Below are 16,076 nucleotides of genomic sequence, written 5' to 3'. Positions count from 1 at the left end.
ATACCTCCGCGGGTATCGAATCGGCGGAAACTTGCGCGGGCCGCCCGCGGCCACAGCAGGATCGGAACATGACCGGCGTGGAGACGGCAGTGGTGGCGGCGGGCAGGGCCGTCGCCGAGCGGGCCGTACGCGAATGGCTCGCGGTGCGCTCCTCGCGCACCGAGCGCGAGTCGGACCTGAGCGAGCTGATCCGGGCGAACTTCCGCGACCGGATGGCCCCCCGCAAGTTCGCCAACCAGGTGAACGGCATCGCCCTGGCGGTCGAGGACAGGCTGCGCCCGCTGGTGGAGCACGAGTACGGCGGCCTGGACGAGGACGCCCGCGCCGCCGTGCTCGCCGAGGTCACCGACGCGCTGCGCCGGGCCGACTTCTCCGACGCGGCCCTGTTCGAGGCCGACGGCGACCCGGGCGCTCTGGCCGAGCGCGTCCTGCGCCGGCTGCCCCCGCCCCGCCTGGGCGAGGCCGAGGACCGCCTGTACGCGGCCCTGCTCGCCGAGTCGGTGGAGTGCGTGGTCCGGATGGTCCGCCAGCTCCCGCAGTACCTCCCCCGGGCCGCGTCCGAGACGCTGAGCCGCCTCAGCGGCCTGTCCGGCCAGATGGAACGCGTGCTCGCCCGGATGCCGATCCGCACCCTCGACGCCCCCGAGGGCCGCCAGGACGACGCCGCGTTCGAGCGCCGGTATCTCGACCACCTCAGCCGGGTGCTGGACGAGGTCGAGCTGATCGGGGTGCGCGTGGACAACTTCCGTCCGGTCACGTCCCTGAGCGCCGCCTACATCAGCCTCAGCGTGACCGGCGCGAACCCGCGGGAACGCCCCGGACGCCTCCCGATCGCCTCCCTCGCCGAGCCGCCGGAGGAGGCGGGCGGCCTGCGCGTCGAATCGGCCCTGGGCCGGTCCCGGCTGACCCTGCTCCGCGGCGAGGCGGGCTCCGGGAAGAGCACCCTGCTGCGCTGGCTCGCGGTGCGGGCGGCGCGCGGCGGCTTCACCGGCGACCTCCAGGCGTGGCACGGCTGCGTGCCGTTCCTGATCAAGCTGCGCAGCCACGCCGACGGCCGCTTCCCGCCCCCCGGGCGCTTCCCGCACGATGTCGCCCCGGAGGTCGCCGGGCTGATGCCGCGCGGCTGGGTGGAACGGGTGCTGGCGGCCGGGCGCGGGCTGCTGCTCGTGGACGGCGTGGACGAGCTGGTGGTCGAGCACCGCCCGGCCGTGCGGCATTGGCTCGCCGGGCTCCTGGCCGCCTACCCCGGCATGCGGGTGGTGGTCACCTCCCGGCCCACCGCCGCCGAGGCCGAGTGGCTGGCCCACGAGGGGTTCACGGCGGCGCTGCTGGAGCCGATGACCCCGGCCGACCTGGCCGAGCTGGTCCGGCAGTGGCACGCGGCCGTCCGCGAGTGCCCGAGCCTGCCCTGCGAGCCGGAGGAGCTGGAGGGCTACCAGGGCGCGCTGCTGTCCCGCCTGGAGAGCGCCCCGCACCTGCGCCAGCTCGCCACCACCCCGCTGCTGGCCGCGATGCTCTGCGCGCTCAACCTGGACCGGCGCAGCCGGCTCCCGCGCAGCCGCATGGGCCTGTACGAGGCGGTCCTGGAGATGCTGCTGGAACGCCGCGACGCGGAGCGGCGCATCCCCGACACGGTGGCGCTGGACCGGGAGCAGAAGGTCTGGATCCTGCGCGACCTGGCCTGGCTCCTGGTGTCCACGGGCAGGTCCGAGCTGCCCAAGGCGACCGCGCTGAAGCGGGTGGCGCAGAAGCTGGAGTCCATGACCCGCGTCTCGTACCCGCCGCAGGACGTGCTGGCGCACCTGCTGCGGCGCAGCGGCGTGCTGCGCGAGCCGGTGCCGGAGCGGATCGACTTCGTGCACAAGACCATCCAGGAGTACCTGGCGGCCGGCCAGATCGTCGAGGACGAGGACGTGGACCTCGTCGTCCGCAACGCCCACTTCGACGACTGGCGCGAGGTCGCGGTGATGACCGCCGGCCACGCGACCGGCCGCCTGCGCCGCGCGCTGCTGGCCGGCCTCCTGGAGCGCGCCGGCCGCGAGGCCGCACGGGCACGCTCGCTCCGCCTGCTGGTCGTGAGCTGCCTGGAGACGATCCAGGAGATCCCGGCCGACCTGCGCGACCGCATCGAGGAGTGCTTCCGCCTCGTGATCCCGCCCGTGACCGAGACGGAGGCCGCCCTGCTGGCGGCGGCGGGCGAGGAGACTCTGCGGCGGCTGCCGGACGACCTGTCCGGGCTCCGGCCGGAGCACGCGGCCATGACCGTGCGCACGGCCTGGCTGATCAACGGCCCGGCGGCGCTGGCCAAGCTCGCCGCGCACGCCGCCGACGGCCGCCCGAACGTGACGAGCGAGCTCATCGCCTCATCGGCGTTCTTCGACACCGAGGAGTACGCGCGCCGCGTCCTGTCCCGGATTCCCAGGGGGGTCTCGCTCCGGGTGCGCCGCTTCGGCCAGTTGCGGTCGCTGCGGCACCTGGAGAATCTGACCGCGCTCACCGTGGACGAAGAGGTGACCGTCGGCGACCTGGCGTTCCTGCGCGATCTGCCCCGGCTGCGATCGCTGGAGGTGCTGGCGCTGGACACGGAGCATGTCCGCGAGATCGGCGAGCTGAGCGAGCTGAGATACCTCCGGATCGGCAAGCCGCGGCCGGGGCCGGTCGACTGCTCGGGGCTCGCCGGTCTCCATCGCCTGCAGAACCTCCGCCTGAACTTGTCGGTGCGCCATGACGACCTGTCCTTCCTCGACCTGGTTCCCCGGCTGACGAGCCTCGGCCTGACCCTGCCCGACGGCGCGGATCTCGGCCCGCTCGCCCGGCAGTCCGAGCTGCGCGAACTGCGGCTCCATGGCGCACCGCAACGGGCCGATCTGTCCTCGATGGCGGGCATGACCCTCCTGACCGACCTCACACTGTCGTCGGTCACCCCCGTGGGAGGGGTCTCGGCCATCGCCGACACCTGGCCGGGCGTGATGACGCTGACCCTGGGCGGACTCGCCGACCTGACCGCCCTGACCGGAATCGGCAAGCTGTGGCTGACGGAGCTGTACATCGCCCGATGCCCGCGGATCGGCCACCTGGAGGATCTGCGCGGCCTCCCCCATCTGACGAGGGTCACGCTGCGCAGCATCCCGGCGGCGGATCTCGCGCCCCTGGCGGACCTCCCCCGGCTGTCCGCCCTGGTGTTGTACGACCTTCCCGGTCCCGTCGACCTCGCCCCGCTGGCGGGGATCCGGGAGCTGGACCTCTATCTCGGCGGCGGCCAGCAGGTGATCAACGAGGACCTGCTCGGCGACAGCGTCACTGTGCTGCGGATGTGAGCTACGCGGTGAGCGCGTGCAGGCGGCGGGCCTCGCGCACCACCCGGCTGCTGCCCGGCCTGCGGGCGATCTCGGCCAGGCCGGGGATCGGGGCCGTGCCGGTCACGGCGGGGGCCGCCTCGGCGGCCACGGCGATCAGCTCGGCCAGGCCCTCGCGGGGACGGGCGTCGCGCTCGGGCAGGAGCGGGGGCAGGGCCGCGGCCAGGGCCGACCAGACGAGGGCGTGCGCGCCGCGGCGTACGGCCTCGGCCAGGGCCGAGGCGAGGCGATCGAGCCGGACCAGGCCCGCCCGGCCCATCTCGGCGATGGCCCAGCCCAGGTCGGGCGCGGGTAACTCGCCGCCGAGCGCGAGGAGCGCTTCGGCGGCGTGCGAGCGCTGGGCGGCGCGGCGGTGCCCCATGCCGCAGACCAGCGCGCACGCGGTGGCCCGGCCCACCGGCCCCGCGCCCGCGGCCAGCGCGGGCAGCGACTCGGTCTGGCCGTCGTCGCCGCCGGAGACCGAGGGCAGGCACTCCAGCAGATGGGCCGCGACGACCTCGCGGTGGGACGGCATGACGTGCGGCCACCACGCCATCGAGGTCGAGTAGCCCGGCAGGCCCGGCGCCGGGGCCAGGGTGAACAGCAGCCGGGCGACGGAGGCCGGAAGACCGCCGGGCCCGCCGACGGCGGACGCGACGGCGCCGCCACCCCCCTCGCCCAGCCCGCCGGCACCGGCGCCGCCCGTCGCGCCGCCTCCCCCGCCGCCTCCCGCGCCGCCCGTCGCGCCGCCGGCGGCGCAGGTCACCCGGGCGTGCATCTCCTGGACCGAGGACGGCTCGCCGGTCTCGGGGTCGGGCCGCGCCACGATCTCCAGGCCGCAGGTCACCACCGGGTCGGGGGCCGCGAGCCAGGCCGCCAGGACGCGGCCCGCGGGTGAGGTCAGGCGGGCGGCGCGGGCGAGCGCGGCCGGGTCGTGCTCGCGCGGGAGGCGCAGCAGCGCCTGGGCCAGGTCGTGCTCCAGGGGCTCCAGGCCGCGCGCCGCCAGATCCTCCAGCCGGGCCACCAGGGACGCCAGCGTCACCGGCGGGGTGGCCAGCAGCGGGGCGACCTCGGCGCCGCGCTCGTAGGCCCGGATGATCTCGCGGAGGCGTTCGCGGACGAACTCGTCGGGGCCCGCGGCCTCCTCGCCGGGCAGGTGCTGCCCGGCCAGGGCCAGGGTCAGCTCGCGGCTCTCGTGCGGGGACATCGCCGCCAGGACGCAGCGCCGCACCAGGGCCAGGATGTCACTGTCGTACGCCGTCGTGGGGAAGGCGTACCGGCGGGGGTCGAGCCGCTCGCCCCACTCGGCCCGGCGCCACTCGGCCAGGGCCGCGGCGAGGGAGGAGCGGTCGCGGGCGGCCAGTTCGACCAGGGCCGCGAGCACCGGCTCCACCTGGGCGGGCTCGGCGGGCCAGCGCAGCGCGCGCAGGGCGCGGGCCAGGCCGGCGGGGGACCCGATGGGGGCCGGGGGCTCGGCCGGCCCGCGCGGGGCGGGAACCGGCGGGGCGGGGACGAGGGTCTGGGCGCCGTAGGCGCGGGTGAGCGGGTGGCGGTGCTCGGGCGGGAGCTGCGCCGCGGCCTCCCGGATCGCCTTGCCCGCCTCGGCCCCCGCGTGCGGGGCCAGGCGGAGCGCGAGGCGCACGGCGCGGTCGCGGATCGCGGGGACGGGGTGGCGCACCAGGAGCGCCAGCGCCGGTAAGGAGGCATCGGCGCGCGCGGGGGCGGACTCGGCGATCCAGGCGAGGGCGGCGGCGGCCGGGGCGCGATCCCCGCGTGCGGCGAGGGCGCGTAACGCGGCGGCGAACTGCTCGGCGGGCAGGAGCCCGGCGGCGTCGCGGCGGCGCAGCTCGGCCACCACGGGACGCGCGCGAGCCGCCTGGGCGACCGCCAGCGCCGCGATCAGCTCGCGGCCGGTCGCCTCACCCCATGTGCCGGCCCGCCCCACCATGCCCGCACCATAACCCGCGCCACCGACATTTCCCCATCCCCGCCGGTGGAGCAGAAGACTGTCCCGGGTGGGGCCGCTTACGCCGTGCCGTCGAACGCGTGCCGCTTGAAGACCGGGGCGGCCAGCGACGCCGAGGCGATGAACGCGGTCCACTCCTTGACGTGCTCCTGCTCGCGGTGCACCTCGTGGGCCGGCTCGCCGGTCCACGCTTCGAGCAGGCAGAGCGTGGCGGCCTCCCCGGTGTCCCAGGAGAGCGTGTAGTCGATGCAGCCGTCCTCGGACCGGCAGCGCGCCTGGAACTCGGCGGCCGCCGCCCGGACCTCGTCAAGGCGGCCCGGATCGACGGAAACGTGGCCGTACACGATGACCATCAGGAGTTTCGTTCCTTCCGATAATGCCGCCTGCATTGCGCGGGCCCGTCGCATTGCCCGAGCATGATGGCCGGTCGCGGCACGGCGCAAATATCATTTCGCGAGCTGAGCCTTACCCGTCCGGCTATACCCTGTGGCGGTGCACGTCCCCAAGCTCCTCGACGGAAGGCTGAAACTCCGCCACCTGGTGCTCATCGACGTCCTCAGCCGGCAGGGCAGCGTGGTGGCCGCCGCGACGCACCTGCACGTGGCGCAGCCGGTCGTCTCCCGGGCGTTGCAGGAGGTCGAGCGGATACTCGGGGTGCGGCTGTACGACCGTGGCCCGCGCGGCCTGACGCCCACGATCTACGGGTCGGCGTTCACCACGCACGCGCGTGCCGTACTGGCCCAGCTCAACCAGGCGGGCGAGCACATCGCCGAGCTGAGCAACGCCACGCGCGGGACCGTCGTGGTCGGCTCGCACCTGGGCGGCACGAACCTCCTGCTCCCGCGCGCGATCAACCGCCTCAAGCAGAGTCATCCGCTCGTGACGGTCATCATTCGCGAGGCGCCCCTGGAGAGTTTGCTGACCGATCTCGACACAGGCCGTCTCGACTTCCTGGTGGGCAGGCCGGCGCAGTCCGCGGCCCGGCCGTCGGCGGAGTGCGAGGTGCTCTACGCCGAGCCGCTGCAGGTGGTGGCGCGCGCGGGCCACCCGGCGTTCGGCATGCCGGCGATCGATCTCGGCGGCCTGTTCGCGTTCCCGTGGATTCTGCCGGGCGACGACACCCGGCTGCGCGCCGAACTGGAGACCGCCTTCGCGAACCGGCGGCTGCCGCTGCCCGAGAACCGCGTCGAGGGCACCGCCATCCTCACCGTCCGCCAGATACTGGAAAGCACCGACACGATCACGGTCCTGCCGTTCCTGCTGGTCCACAACGAGCCGGCGCTGCGGGCGTTCCCGATCACGATCGACGAGGCGGCCCAGACGGTGAGCCTGACCACGCCCGCGGGCCGGCCGCCCACCCCGGCGGCCGGCCTGCTGCTGGACCACGTCCGCAGCGTCGGACGCGAGCTGCAGGAACTCGTCGGCCAGGGGCGGGCGGCCCCCGGCTGATCAGCCCTCCGAGGTCAGGAGCGGGCCCAGGACGGGGGCCAGGTCGCGGAGGAGGGCCAGGCTCTCGTCCACGCCCGACGGGAGGGGTTGCAGCGAGACGTGGTCGGCGCCGGCGTCCAGGTGGTCGCGGACGCGGGTGGCGATGGCGTCGGCGTCGCCCCAGGCGACGATGGCGTCCACGAGGCGGTCGCTGCCCTCGCCCGCCACGTCGTCCTGCGAGAAGCCGAGGTGCAGCAGGTTGTTGACGTAGTTGGGCAGTTGCAGGTAGACGCGCGTGTGGGTGCGGGCGATGGCGCGGGCCCTGGCCGGGTCGGTCTCCAGGACGACGGCCTGCTCGGGCGCCAGCACGGGCCCCGGGCCGAGCGTCTTGCGGGCGAGATCGGTGTGCTCGGGCGGCACGAAGTAGGAGTGCACGCCGTCGGCCTTCTCGCGGGCCAGTTCCAGCATCCGCGGGCGCAGTGCCGCCAGGAGCACGGGCACGGGGCGCTCGGGGGCGGCGACCGGCGGGATCTCGCGCATCGCGTCGAGGTACGCCGACATCGCCGCCACCGGCCGCGTGTAGTCGTGGCCGCGCATCTGGACCGCGGGCTTGTGGCTGACGCCGAGGCCGAGGACGAACCGGCCGCCGTACGCCTCGCCGAGTGCCGCCGCCCCCGCCGCGGCGGCCATTGCGTCCCTGGCCCAGATGCTCGCGATGCCGCTGGCCACGTTCACCCGCTCGGTGGCCGCGAGGACGATCGCGCCCGCGCTGAGCGACTCGCGCCCGCCGGGCGCCTCGGGGTACCACAGCGTGCCGTACCCGAGCCGCTCGATCTCCGCCGCCGCCCGCCGCACCTCGCCCGCCGACTCGCGGGTGAACAGCGGATGCCAGACGCCCACCTTGCCCAGGTCCATCACCGTCACCTCCCGTACCGGTTCCTTCCCCCCATGGTCCCCCGGGCGCGGCGCGGGCATGCGGCGGGGTCAGTGGTGCAGGCGGTAGAAGCGCCAGAAGCCGAAGTCCTCGATGGGCAGGATCTCCACGCCGGTGTACCCGGCCTGCTCGGCGTAGCGGCGCAGGGTGGCGGGGCGCATGACGGTGCCGGTGCCGGCGCTGGGCTGGTGGGCCAGGCCGTCGGGCAGGCAGACCAGCAGGCTGAAGCCGTACATGAGCCGCTCGGTCTCGTCGCCGGGCGCGGTGAAGGACTCGCCGACGGCCTCGTCCATCACCACGACCATGCCGTCGTGGCGGACCGCGCGCCGGGCGGCGGACAGGGTGTCCACCGGGCGGGGCATGTCGTGCAGGCACTCGAAGGCGAAGACGGCGTCGTACTCGCCGGAGGTGAGGGCGGCGGCGTCGCGGTGGTGGAAGCGGACCCGCTCGGCGAGCCCGGCCGTGCCGGCGTTGCGCGTGGCCAGCGCCACCGAGGGGGCGTCGAGGTCCACGCCGTCCACGGTGAGCCCGGGGTACGCCCTGGCCAGCGCGATCGAGGACCAGCCCGCGCCGCAGCCGACGTCGGCGACCTTGGCGCCCGGCCGGCGCAGCAGTGCGTCCAGGTCGGGCACCGAGGCGAACGCGCCGGGCAGCGCCCGCTCGAACCAGGGGCGGTTCATGTCGGCCTGCGACATGCGCATGTCCTCGCCGAACCGGCTCCAGCTCACCCCGCCGCCGCTGCGGTACGCCTCGACGAGCGCGGGCATCTGGGCGCCGGAGGCGGCGATCATCCGGGCCAGGGGCGCGAGGTAGTTCAGGCTCCCCTCGTCGGTCAGCACCTCGGCCGCGCCCTTGGGCAGCGAGAACCGGCCGCTGCCCGGCTCGTGCTCCAGAATCCCGTACGACGCCTGCTGCTCCAGCCACTCGCGGGCGTACCTCTCGGCGCCGCCGGCGCGGGCGACCAGTTCGGCGGGGGTGGCCGGACCGCCCCCGGCCAGGGCCCGGTACCAGCCGAGCCGGTCGCCGAGGTGGATGGACAGCGTCTCTATGGCGCCGAGCGCCGAGTGGAACACCCGCTGCGCGAACTCGTCGGATGTCATGGTGGTCATTTCGTGAAGCTCCCTTCTTTCCCGCCGAAAGGATCGATGATCGGTTACGGGAAAAGAAGGTCTTTTTACCGACGCGAACGACGCTATATCACGCTGTCGCGGAGTTCGGTCGGCGATGGGTAAAAGGTTGCGGGCGGCCCGGTGGATATCTTCACAGCGGCTCGTTCACAGCGGCTCGTTCACAGCGGCTCGTTCACAGTGGCTCGTTCACAGTGGCTCGTTCACAGTGGCTCGGGCCGGCCTTGGGCGAAGAATTCGAGCAGTTCGGGGGCGAGGGCGTTCGGGGAGACGTTGTGGGCTTCTCCGTCCAGGACGCGGTGGGCGGCGCCGGGGATGGTCCGCGCGAGCGCGGTGCCGGCGTTGCGCATCCACGCCGGGCTGGCACCGCCGTTGAGGACGAGGACGGGTACGCCGAGCGAGGCGGCGGTCCGGGCGGGCAGGGGGTTGCCGGGCCCCATGACCTCGGCCTCGTAGGCGAGGGTGTGGGCGAGGCCCTCCATCGCGGGCCAGGACGGGTCGGCGCGCATCGCGGCCACGACGGCCGCGGGCACCTCGGCCGCCCGGGTCAGGAACAGTTCGAGCGCCTCGGCGCGCCGTCCCGTCTCGGCCAGGGCCGCCAGGCGGGCGGCCAGGTCGGCGGGCAGGGGCGGCGCGGTCGGGTCCACGTGGTAGGGCGGCTCCCACAGGGCCAGCCGGGTGATGGCCCGGGTCCGGGCCGCCGCCGCGAGGGCCAGGGCCGCGCCGGAGGAGCCGCCGAACACCATAGCCGACCCGCCCGCCGCGGCGATGACGGCGGACAGGTCCTCGATCTCCCGCTGGACGGAGTAGGGGCGGGTGTCCCCGCTCCCCCCGCGGCCACGGCGGTCGTAGTTGACCACCGTGAACCACGGGGACAGGGCGGCGGCCACGTGCGCGAGGGTGGGGTGGGTCCGGTCGGTGAAGGCGCCGTGCACCAGGACCAGGGCCGGCCCGCTCCCGCAGCGGTCGAACGCGATCGTCGTGCCGTCGGCCGAGGTGGCCGTGCCGGTGAGGACGGTGGTCATCTCAGCCGGCGAGGCACAGCGCCGACCAGTGGTGGCCGTCGGGGTCGGTGAAGCCGCGCTGGTAGCGTCCGCCCGCCGTCATCGGCTCGCCCACGGCCGTCCCGCCCGCGGCGAGCGCCTTCTCGGCCAGTTCGTCCACCTGCTGGGGGTTGTCCAGGCCGAGCACCAGGATCGCCTGGGTGGTCTTGGCCGGGTCGGCGACGTCGTTGCGGGCGAAGCCGGCGAACGTCGGCTCGGCCAGCAGCATGACCTGGGTCCGCTCGCTGATCACCACGGACGCCATGTCGTCGGTCATGCCGAAGAACTCGAAGCCGAGGGCGGCGAAGAACTCCTGGGAGCGCTTGAGGTCCTTGACCGGCAGGTTCACGAACAACGTGGTGGACATGTCTGCTCCTTTTTCTCGGGGCCGTCATCGGCCTTGTGACATCGAGTCTGCCGGTCGGCCGGGTGCCCCGGCTTGGACGTTTGTGCCCTGCCGTTGACGATCCGTGCCCGCCTCGGGGCGCGACGGTCCGTGTCGCCCTCAGGGCGTTGACGATCCGTGCCCGGTGGCGCGCCTCAGGACGCCGGGAGCAGGCTGGCCCTGCGGTATTCGGCCGGGGGCATGCCGTACGCCTGCCGGAACAGCCGGCTGAAGTGCGCCGGGTCGGGCAGTGCCCAGCGTGCGGCGATGGCGCTGACCGGCTGGTCGAACAGGACCGGGTCGGCCAGGTCACGGCGGCACCGCTCAAGCCGCCGCCTGCGGATCCACGCGGCCACCGTCGTGTCCTGCGAGGCGAACAGGCGGTGCAGGTAGCGCAGCGAGATGTGGTGGGCGGACGCGATCGTCGCCGGGCTCAGGCCGGTGTCGCCCAGATGCTGCTCGATGAAGGCGTGGACGCGGCGCAGCAGCACGTTGGCGTGGGTCTCGGGGGTCAGCGCCGCGGTCTGGGAGGCCTGTTCGGCGAGCGTCGTGGTGAGCAGGTCCATCACCACGCCGGACAGCCGGACGGTGCTGGCGGGCTGGTAGGTCTCGACGTCCTCGGCCACCCGGCGCAGCAGCGGGGCGGCCAGCGCCGCGGTGCCGGAGTCGCCGCGGATCGGGACGGCGGTCAGCCGGGAGACCGCGTCCGACGGGACGGTCAGCAGCCCGCGGGGGAAGCTGAACACCGCCAGTTCCACCGCCGAGTCGTAGACCAGGTCGTAGGGCCGGGAGAAGTCGTAGACCGTCATGTCGCCGCTGCTCAGCCGCGCCGACCGGCCGTCCTGGCTGAGGTGGGCGGTTCCGGAGACGGCCAGGACCACCCGGTACAGTTCGGGGGCGTCCCGGCGGATCAGGCCGGGCGTGCGGTGCACCGAGTGCGGGGTCGAGGTCAGGATGCGGCCGACGCCCAGCGGGCCCAACTGGGCCGCCTCGATCTGCCCGTGCAACGGCGCGCCGGGATCGATCCGCACGTCCAGCGGCCCCAGCGTGTCGCACACGATGCTCAGCCATGCCTCGGCCCGCTCGGCCGCAGGCACGTCCCGGGCACGGATGAGGACGGCCATCCAGCCTCCTCCCACCGGATCCGCGCCCAATCGTAGATCCCCGGCGGGCCACCCGGCACCCCCATCGGCCCGGCCGCCACCGGGACGACACGCCGGGGACGCCGCCCGGCGGCCGTGGCGCTCCCGGGTGGATCGCGGCCGGCTCGGTGGGGAGGGGCGGGGCCGGGAGGGGGCGGGCGGGGTGGGGCTCCGGCTGAAAGTTTCAGGTGGGCAGGTGGCCGGGCGGTTTTCGTGTCGCGGGCATCGTGCGAAGTAGCCGACCCTGCGGCGGGGCGTCCGGGGTGGTGGGCGGCCGGGGTGTTCTGTACATGGGCGCGAAATACGCGGACTATGCGAGCGCTCCCACCAAGGGGGCACCCCGGCGCCCAAACGGCGCCCCGGCCGCCGGGACCGAGGCGGCCCTCTCCCCAACTGACCCGGGTGGGAGCTGATCGACATGCGACATCGATCCTGGCGCAGAAAGGCCGCCTCCGCCGTGGCCGCGTTCCTCGTGGCGGCCGGCCTGGCCGCCGCCCCCTCGTCGCCCGCGCAGGCCGCGGTCGCGTGCGAGGTGACGTACCAGAAGACCTGGGACAGCGGTGGCGGTTTCGGGGCGAACATCACGATCCGCAACATCGGTGACCCGCTCACCGGCTGGACGCTCACCTGGACGTTCGCCGGCAACCAGCGGGTCACCAACATGTGGAACGCATCCCACACCCAGTCCGCGGCGACGGTGACCGCGACGAACGCGCCGTACAACGGGAACCTGGCCACGGGCGCGAGCGTGACCGTCGGGTTCAACGGCACCTACAGCGGCACGAACACCAATCCGACGAGCTTCGCGCTCAACGGTGTGACCTGCAACGGGCAACAGCAGCAGCAGGCGCTCGTGGTCACCCCCACCAGCGTGGCCGTGCCCGAGGGCGGCACCGCGACGTTCTCGGTGCGGTTGCAGGCGCAGCCCTCGGCCAACGTGACCGTCACCACGACCGCGGGCAGCGGGGACTCCAACCTGACCGTCTCCGCCGGCGCGACCCTGACCTTCACGCCGTCCAACTGGAACACCGCCCAGAACGTGACGCTGGCCGCGGCGGAGGACGCCGACAACGCCAACGGCGCCCGCGCCTTCACCGTGGCCTCGTCCGGGCTGACCTCGGTGACGGTGAACGCCACCGAGGCCGACAACGACTCGACGCAGGCGCAGGCGCTGGTGGTGACGCCGACGGCGGTCAGCGTCCCGGAGGGCTCGACCGCGATCTACTCGGTACGCCTGGCCGCGCAGCCGAGCGGGAACGTGACCGTCACCTCCACCGCGGGCACCGGCGACAACGACATCACCGTCTCCTCGGGCGCGAGCCTGACCTTCACCGCGTCCAACTGGAACACCGCCCAGAACGTGACGCTGGCCGCCGCGCAGGACTCCGACCAGGCCAACGGCACGCGGCCGGTCACGGTGGCCGCCACCGGGCTCACCTCGGTGACCGTGACCGCCACCGAGATCGACGACGAGGCGCCGGCGAACTCCTACCTGACCGAGTTCACCACGCAGTACAACAAGATCAAGGCGTCGGCGAGCGGCTACTTCTCCCCCGAGGGCATCCCGTACCACTCGGTGGAGACGCTGCTGGTGGAGGCCCCGGACCACGGGCACGAGACCACCTCCGAGGCGTTCAGCTACTGGCTGTGGCTGGAGGCGATGTACGGCCGGATCACCGAGAACTGGGCGCCGTTCAACAACGCCTGGAGCGTGATGGAGCAGTACATCATCCCGTCGGCGGCCGGGCAGCCGGGCGGGCAGACGACGTACAACCCGAACGACCCGGCGGACTACGCGCCGGAGTTCAACCAGCCGAGCCAGTACCCCGCGCCGCTGTCCAGCACGGTGACGGCGGGGCAGGACCCGCTGGCCAACGAGCTGCAGTCCACCTACGGCAACCGGACCATGTACGCGATGCACTGGCTGCTGGACGTGGACGACGTCTACGGCTACGGCACCGGGCGCACCGGCGCGGAGTGCGGCGACAACACCCAGCGCGTGACGTACATCAACACCTACCAGCGCGGCCCGCAGGAGTCGGTCTGGGAGACCGTGCCGCACCCGTCGTGCGACACCGGCAGGTTCGGCCAGTCGGGCGGGGGCGGCTACCCGCCGCTGTTCGTCCAGGGCAGCACCGCCGGCCAGTGGCGCTACACCGCCGCGCCCGACGCGGACGCCCGCGCGGTGCAGGCGGCGTACTGGGCGCTGACCTGGGCGACCGAGCAGGGCAACCAGTCGCAGATCTCCGCCACGGTGGCCAAGGCCGCCAAGATGGGCGACTTCCTGCGTTACGCGATGTACGACAAGTACTTCAAGAACCCCGGCTGCACCTCGCCGAGCTGCCCCGCGGGCACCGGCAAGAGCAGCTCGGCGTACCTGCTGAACTGGTACTTCGCCTGGGGCGGGGACATCCAGAACCAGTGGTCGTGGCGGATCGGCTCCAGCCACAACCACGGCGGCTACCAGAACCCGCTGGCCGCCTGGGCGCTGTCGCCGGCCGGCCCGTCGGCGCTGCGCCCGCTGTCGCCGACCGCGGGCGCCGACTGGCAGCAGAGCCTGACCCGGCAGGTGCAGTTCTACACCTGGCTGCAGTCGGACGAGGGCGCCATCGCCGGCGGCGCGACCAACAGCTGGGACGGCGCCTACGCCGCCCCGCCCGCCGGGACCCCGACGTTCTTCGGCATGGCCTACGACGTGGACCCGGTCTACCACGACCCGCCGTCGAACCAGTGGTTCGGCTTCCAGGCGTGGGGCGTGCAGCGCCTGGCCGAGCTGTACTACGTGACCGGCAACGCGCAGGCCAAGGCGGTGCTGGACAAGTGGGTGGCCTGGGCGCTGTCGGAGACCACGCTCGGGTCGGGCAGTTCCTACCAGATCCCGAACGAGATGACCTGGAGCGGCGCTCCGTCGGCCAGCTTCAGCGACCCCGACGGCACGCCGGGCCCGAACCCGAACCTGCACGTGAGCGTGCGCAACTACACCACCGACGTGGGCGTGGCGGCGGCGCTCGCCCGGACGCTGATCTACTACGCGGCCAAGGAGGGGAACACCACCCTGGGCACCCAGGCGCGCACCACCGCCAAGGGCCTGCTGGACCGGTTGCTGCTGCTCAAGGACAGCCGCGGCGTCGCGGTGCCGGAGACCCGGGCCGACTACAACCGCTTCGACGACGTGTGGTCCTCCTCCAACCAGCAGGGCCTGTACATCCCGTCGGGCTACAGCGGCACCATGCCGAACGGTGACGTGATCCAGCCCGGCTCGACGTTCCTGAGCATCAGGTCCTTCTACGAGGACGACCCCGACTGGCCGAAGGTCCAGGAGTACCTGGACGGCGGCGAGGCCCCCACCTTCACCTACCACCGGTTCTGGGCGCAGGCGGACTTCGCCATGGCCCTGGCCGACTACGGCACGTTCTTCCCGAACGGCTGACCGGCTTGCCGGACGGCTGATCGAGATCTGACCCCGGGCCCGCGCGGGCGACCGCGCGGGCCCTTGATCCGGCCCGGCGTACGGGCTTCCGCACGCCGCGAAACTTAACCGGTTAATCCGAACCGGTCGAACCGAGAAGAGAAAGGCACGTGATGAGAATCCGACTCGGACTCGTGGGGGCGGCGATCCTGTCGCTCCTCGCGTCGGTGCTGGTCGCCGCGCAGCCCGCGCACGCCGCGGTGGGCCTGCGGGTGAGCGGCACGAACATGACCGAGGCCAACGGCAACACCTTCGTCATGCGCGGGGTCAGCCACCCGCACGCGTGGTACCCGACCCGGACCTCGTCCTTCGCCGGGATCAAGTCGCTGCGGGCCAACACCGTGCGCGTGGTGCTGAGCGGCGGCCGGTGGACCCCCAACAACGCCGCGGACGTGGCGAACGTGGTCTCGCTGTGCAAGGCGAACAAGCTGATCTGCGTGCTGGAGAACCACGACACCACCGGGTACGGCGAGCAGAGCGGCGCGGTCACCCTGGACGCGGCGGTGGACTACTGGATCAGCGTCAAGAGCGCGCTGGACGGCCAGGAGGACTACGTCGTGATCAACATCGGCAACGAGCCGTTCGGCAACAACGCGGTGACCCCGGGCTGGACCCAGGCCACCAGCGCGGCCATCACCCGCATGCGCAACGCCGGGTTCGACCACCTGCTGATGGTGGACGCGCCGAACTGGGGCCAGGACTGGCAGTTCACCATGCGCGACAACGCCCAGACCGTCTTCAACGCCGACCCCGACCGCAACACCGTGTTCTCGGTGCACATGTACGGCGTCTTCGACACCGCCGCCGAGATCACCTCCTACCTGGACGCCTTCCGCACCGCGGGGCTGCCGCTGGTGATCGGCGAGTTCGGGTTCAACCACTCCGACGGCAACCCGGACGAGGACACCATCATGGCCCAGGCGCAGGCGCGCGGCCTGGGCTACATCGGCTGGTCCTGGAGCGGCAACGGCGGCGGCGTCGAGTACCTGGACATGACCACCGACTTCGACGCGAGCCGGCTCACCTCGTGGGGTGAGCGGATCTTCAACGGGGCCGACGGCATCGCGTCCACCTCGCGCGAGGCCACGATCTACGGTGGCGGCGGCACGGACACCACGCCGCCGACCACGCCCGGCACCCCCACCGCGAGCGACATCACCGCCACCGGCGCCACCCTGACCTGGACCGCCTCCACCGACTCCGGCGGCAGCGGCCTGGCCGGCTACAACGTCTACCGCGAACAGGGC

At 73.5% G+C, this 16,076-nt stretch carries 11 protein-coding genes; 4 read left to right on the top strand and 7 right to left on the bottom strand.

Features of this window, described 5'->3' with window-relative positions:
- The first annotated feature begins 68 nt into the window (after positions 1–68).
- Positions 69–3,317 carry an NACHT domain-containing protein gene (locus tag HNP84_RS19430; RefSeq protein ID WP_185051186.1) on the top strand — a complete coding sequence of 1,083 codons (3,249 nt, stop codon included), beginning with the start codon at positions 69–71 and terminating at the stop codon, positions 3,315–3,317.
- Position 3,318: 1 nt separating this feature from the next.
- Here the strand turns inward: HNP84_RS19430 and HNP84_RS55095 are convergent, their stop codons facing one another.
- Together HNP84_RS55095 and HNP84_RS19420 are read right to left on the bottom strand one after the other, a co-directional pair.
- The gene (locus tag HNP84_RS55095) at positions 3,319–5,283 is read right to left on the bottom strand and encodes a hypothetical protein (protein ID WP_185051185.1); all 1,965 of its coding nucleotides are present in this window, start codon (positions 5,281–5,283) and stop codon (positions 3,319–3,321) included.
- A 77-nt stretch (positions 5,284–5,360) separates the two neighbouring features.
- On the bottom strand, positions 5,361–5,654 hold the full coding sequence (locus HNP84_RS19420; protein WP_185051184.1) for a putative quinol monooxygenase: 294 nt from the start codon (positions 5,652–5,654) through the stop codon (positions 5,361–5,363).
- Between the two features lie 139 nt (positions 5,655–5,793).
- On the opposite strand from HNP84_RS19420, the gene HNP84_RS19415 reads away from it, so the two are divergent.
- On the top strand, positions 5,794–6,750 hold the full coding sequence (locus HNP84_RS19415) for a LysR substrate-binding domain-containing protein (RefSeq protein ID WP_185051183.1): 957 nt from the start codon (positions 5,794–5,796) through the stop codon (positions 6,748–6,750).
- Here the strand turns inward: HNP84_RS19415 and HNP84_RS19410 are convergent, their stop codons facing one another.
- From HNP84_RS19410 to HNP84_RS19390, 5 genes are all read right to left on the bottom strand, one after another.
- The gene (locus HNP84_RS19410) at positions 6,751–7,644 is read right to left on the bottom strand and encodes a TIGR03620 family F420-dependent LLM class oxidoreductase (protein WP_185051518.1); all 894 of its coding nucleotides are present in this window, start codon (positions 7,642–7,644) and stop codon (positions 6,751–6,753) included.
- Between the two features lie 69 nt (positions 7,645–7,713).
- Entirely contained in the window at positions 7,714–8,772 is a 1,059-nt protein-coding gene (locus HNP84_RS19405; RefSeq protein ID WP_185051182.1) for a class I SAM-dependent methyltransferase, read from the bottom strand.
- A 221-nt stretch (positions 8,773–8,993) separates the two neighbouring features.
- Complete coding sequence (locus tag HNP84_RS19400; RefSeq protein ID WP_185051181.1) at positions 8,994–9,815, bottom strand: alpha/beta fold hydrolase; 822 nt, start codon at positions 9,813–9,815, stop codon at positions 8,994–8,996.
- A gap of 1 nt (position 9,816) precedes the next feature.
- Positions 9,817–10,200: a VOC family protein gene (locus tag HNP84_RS19395; protein WP_185051180.1), complete on the bottom strand. Its 384-nt coding sequence runs from the start codon at positions 10,198–10,200 to the stop codon at positions 9,817–9,819.
- Positions 10,201–10,373: 173 nt separating this feature from the next.
- Positions 10,374–11,342, bottom strand: coding sequence for an AraC-like ligand-binding domain-containing protein (locus HNP84_RS19390; RefSeq protein ID WP_185051179.1), 969 nt, complete (start codon positions 11,340–11,342; stop codon positions 10,374–10,376).
- 436 nt (positions 11,343–11,778) lie between these two features.
- Between HNP84_RS19390 and HNP84_RS19385 the strand changes: the two genes are divergently transcribed.
- Both HNP84_RS19385 and HNP84_RS19380 read left to right on the top strand, forming a co-directional pair.
- Positions 11,779–14,790, top strand: coding sequence for a glycoside hydrolase family 48 protein (locus HNP84_RS19385; RefSeq protein WP_185051178.1), 3,012 nt, complete (start codon positions 11,779–11,781; stop codon positions 14,788–14,790).
- A 152-nt stretch (positions 14,791–14,942) separates the two neighbouring features.
- The coding region (locus HNP84_RS19380; RefSeq protein WP_185051177.1) for a glycoside hydrolase family 5 protein at positions 14,943–16,076 on the top strand (1,134 nt) is incomplete at its 3' end.

The sequence above is a fragment of the Thermocatellispora tengchongensis genome (assembly GCF_014202315.1).
Classification (GTDB): domain Bacteria; phylum Actinomycetota; class Actinomycetes; order Streptosporangiales; family Streptosporangiaceae; genus Thermocatellispora; species Thermocatellispora tengchongensis.
This window is presented reverse-complemented; position numbering and strand designations above follow the sequence as displayed.

Coding starts and splice junctions, on each gene's coding strand:
- HNP84_RS19390 (WP_185051179.1), bottom strand. CDS start 11,342: ATGGCCGTCCTCATCCGTGCCCGGGACGTGCCTGCGGCCGAGCGGGCC.
- HNP84_RS19400 (WP_185051181.1), bottom strand. CDS start 9,815: ATGACCACCGTCCTCACCGGCACGGCCACCTCGGCCGACGGCACGACG.
- HNP84_RS55095 (WP_185051185.1), bottom strand. CDS start 5,283: ATGGTGGGGCGGGCCGGCACATGGGGTGAGGCGACCGGCCGCGAGCTG.
- HNP84_RS19430 (WP_185051186.1), top strand. CDS start 69: ATGACCGGCGTGGAGACGGCAGTGGTGGCGGCGGGCAGGGCCGTCGCC.
- HNP84_RS19410 (WP_185051518.1), bottom strand. CDS start 7,644: ATGGACCTGGGCAAGGTGGGCGTCTGGCATCCGCTGTTCACCCGCGAG.
- HNP84_RS19420 (WP_185051184.1), bottom strand. CDS start 5,654: ATGGTCATCGTGTACGGCCACGTTTCCGTCGATCCGGGCCGCCTTGAC.
- HNP84_RS19385 (WP_185051178.1), top strand. CDS start 11,779: ATGCGACATCGATCCTGGCGCAGAAAGGCCGCCTCCGCCGTGGCCGCG.
- HNP84_RS19395 (WP_185051180.1), bottom strand. CDS start 10,200: ATGTCCACCACGTTGTTCGTGAACCTGCCGGTCAAGGACCTCAAGCGC.
- HNP84_RS19405 (WP_185051182.1), bottom strand. CDS start 8,772: ATGACCACCATGACATCCGACGAGTTCGCGCAGCGGGTGTTCCACTCG.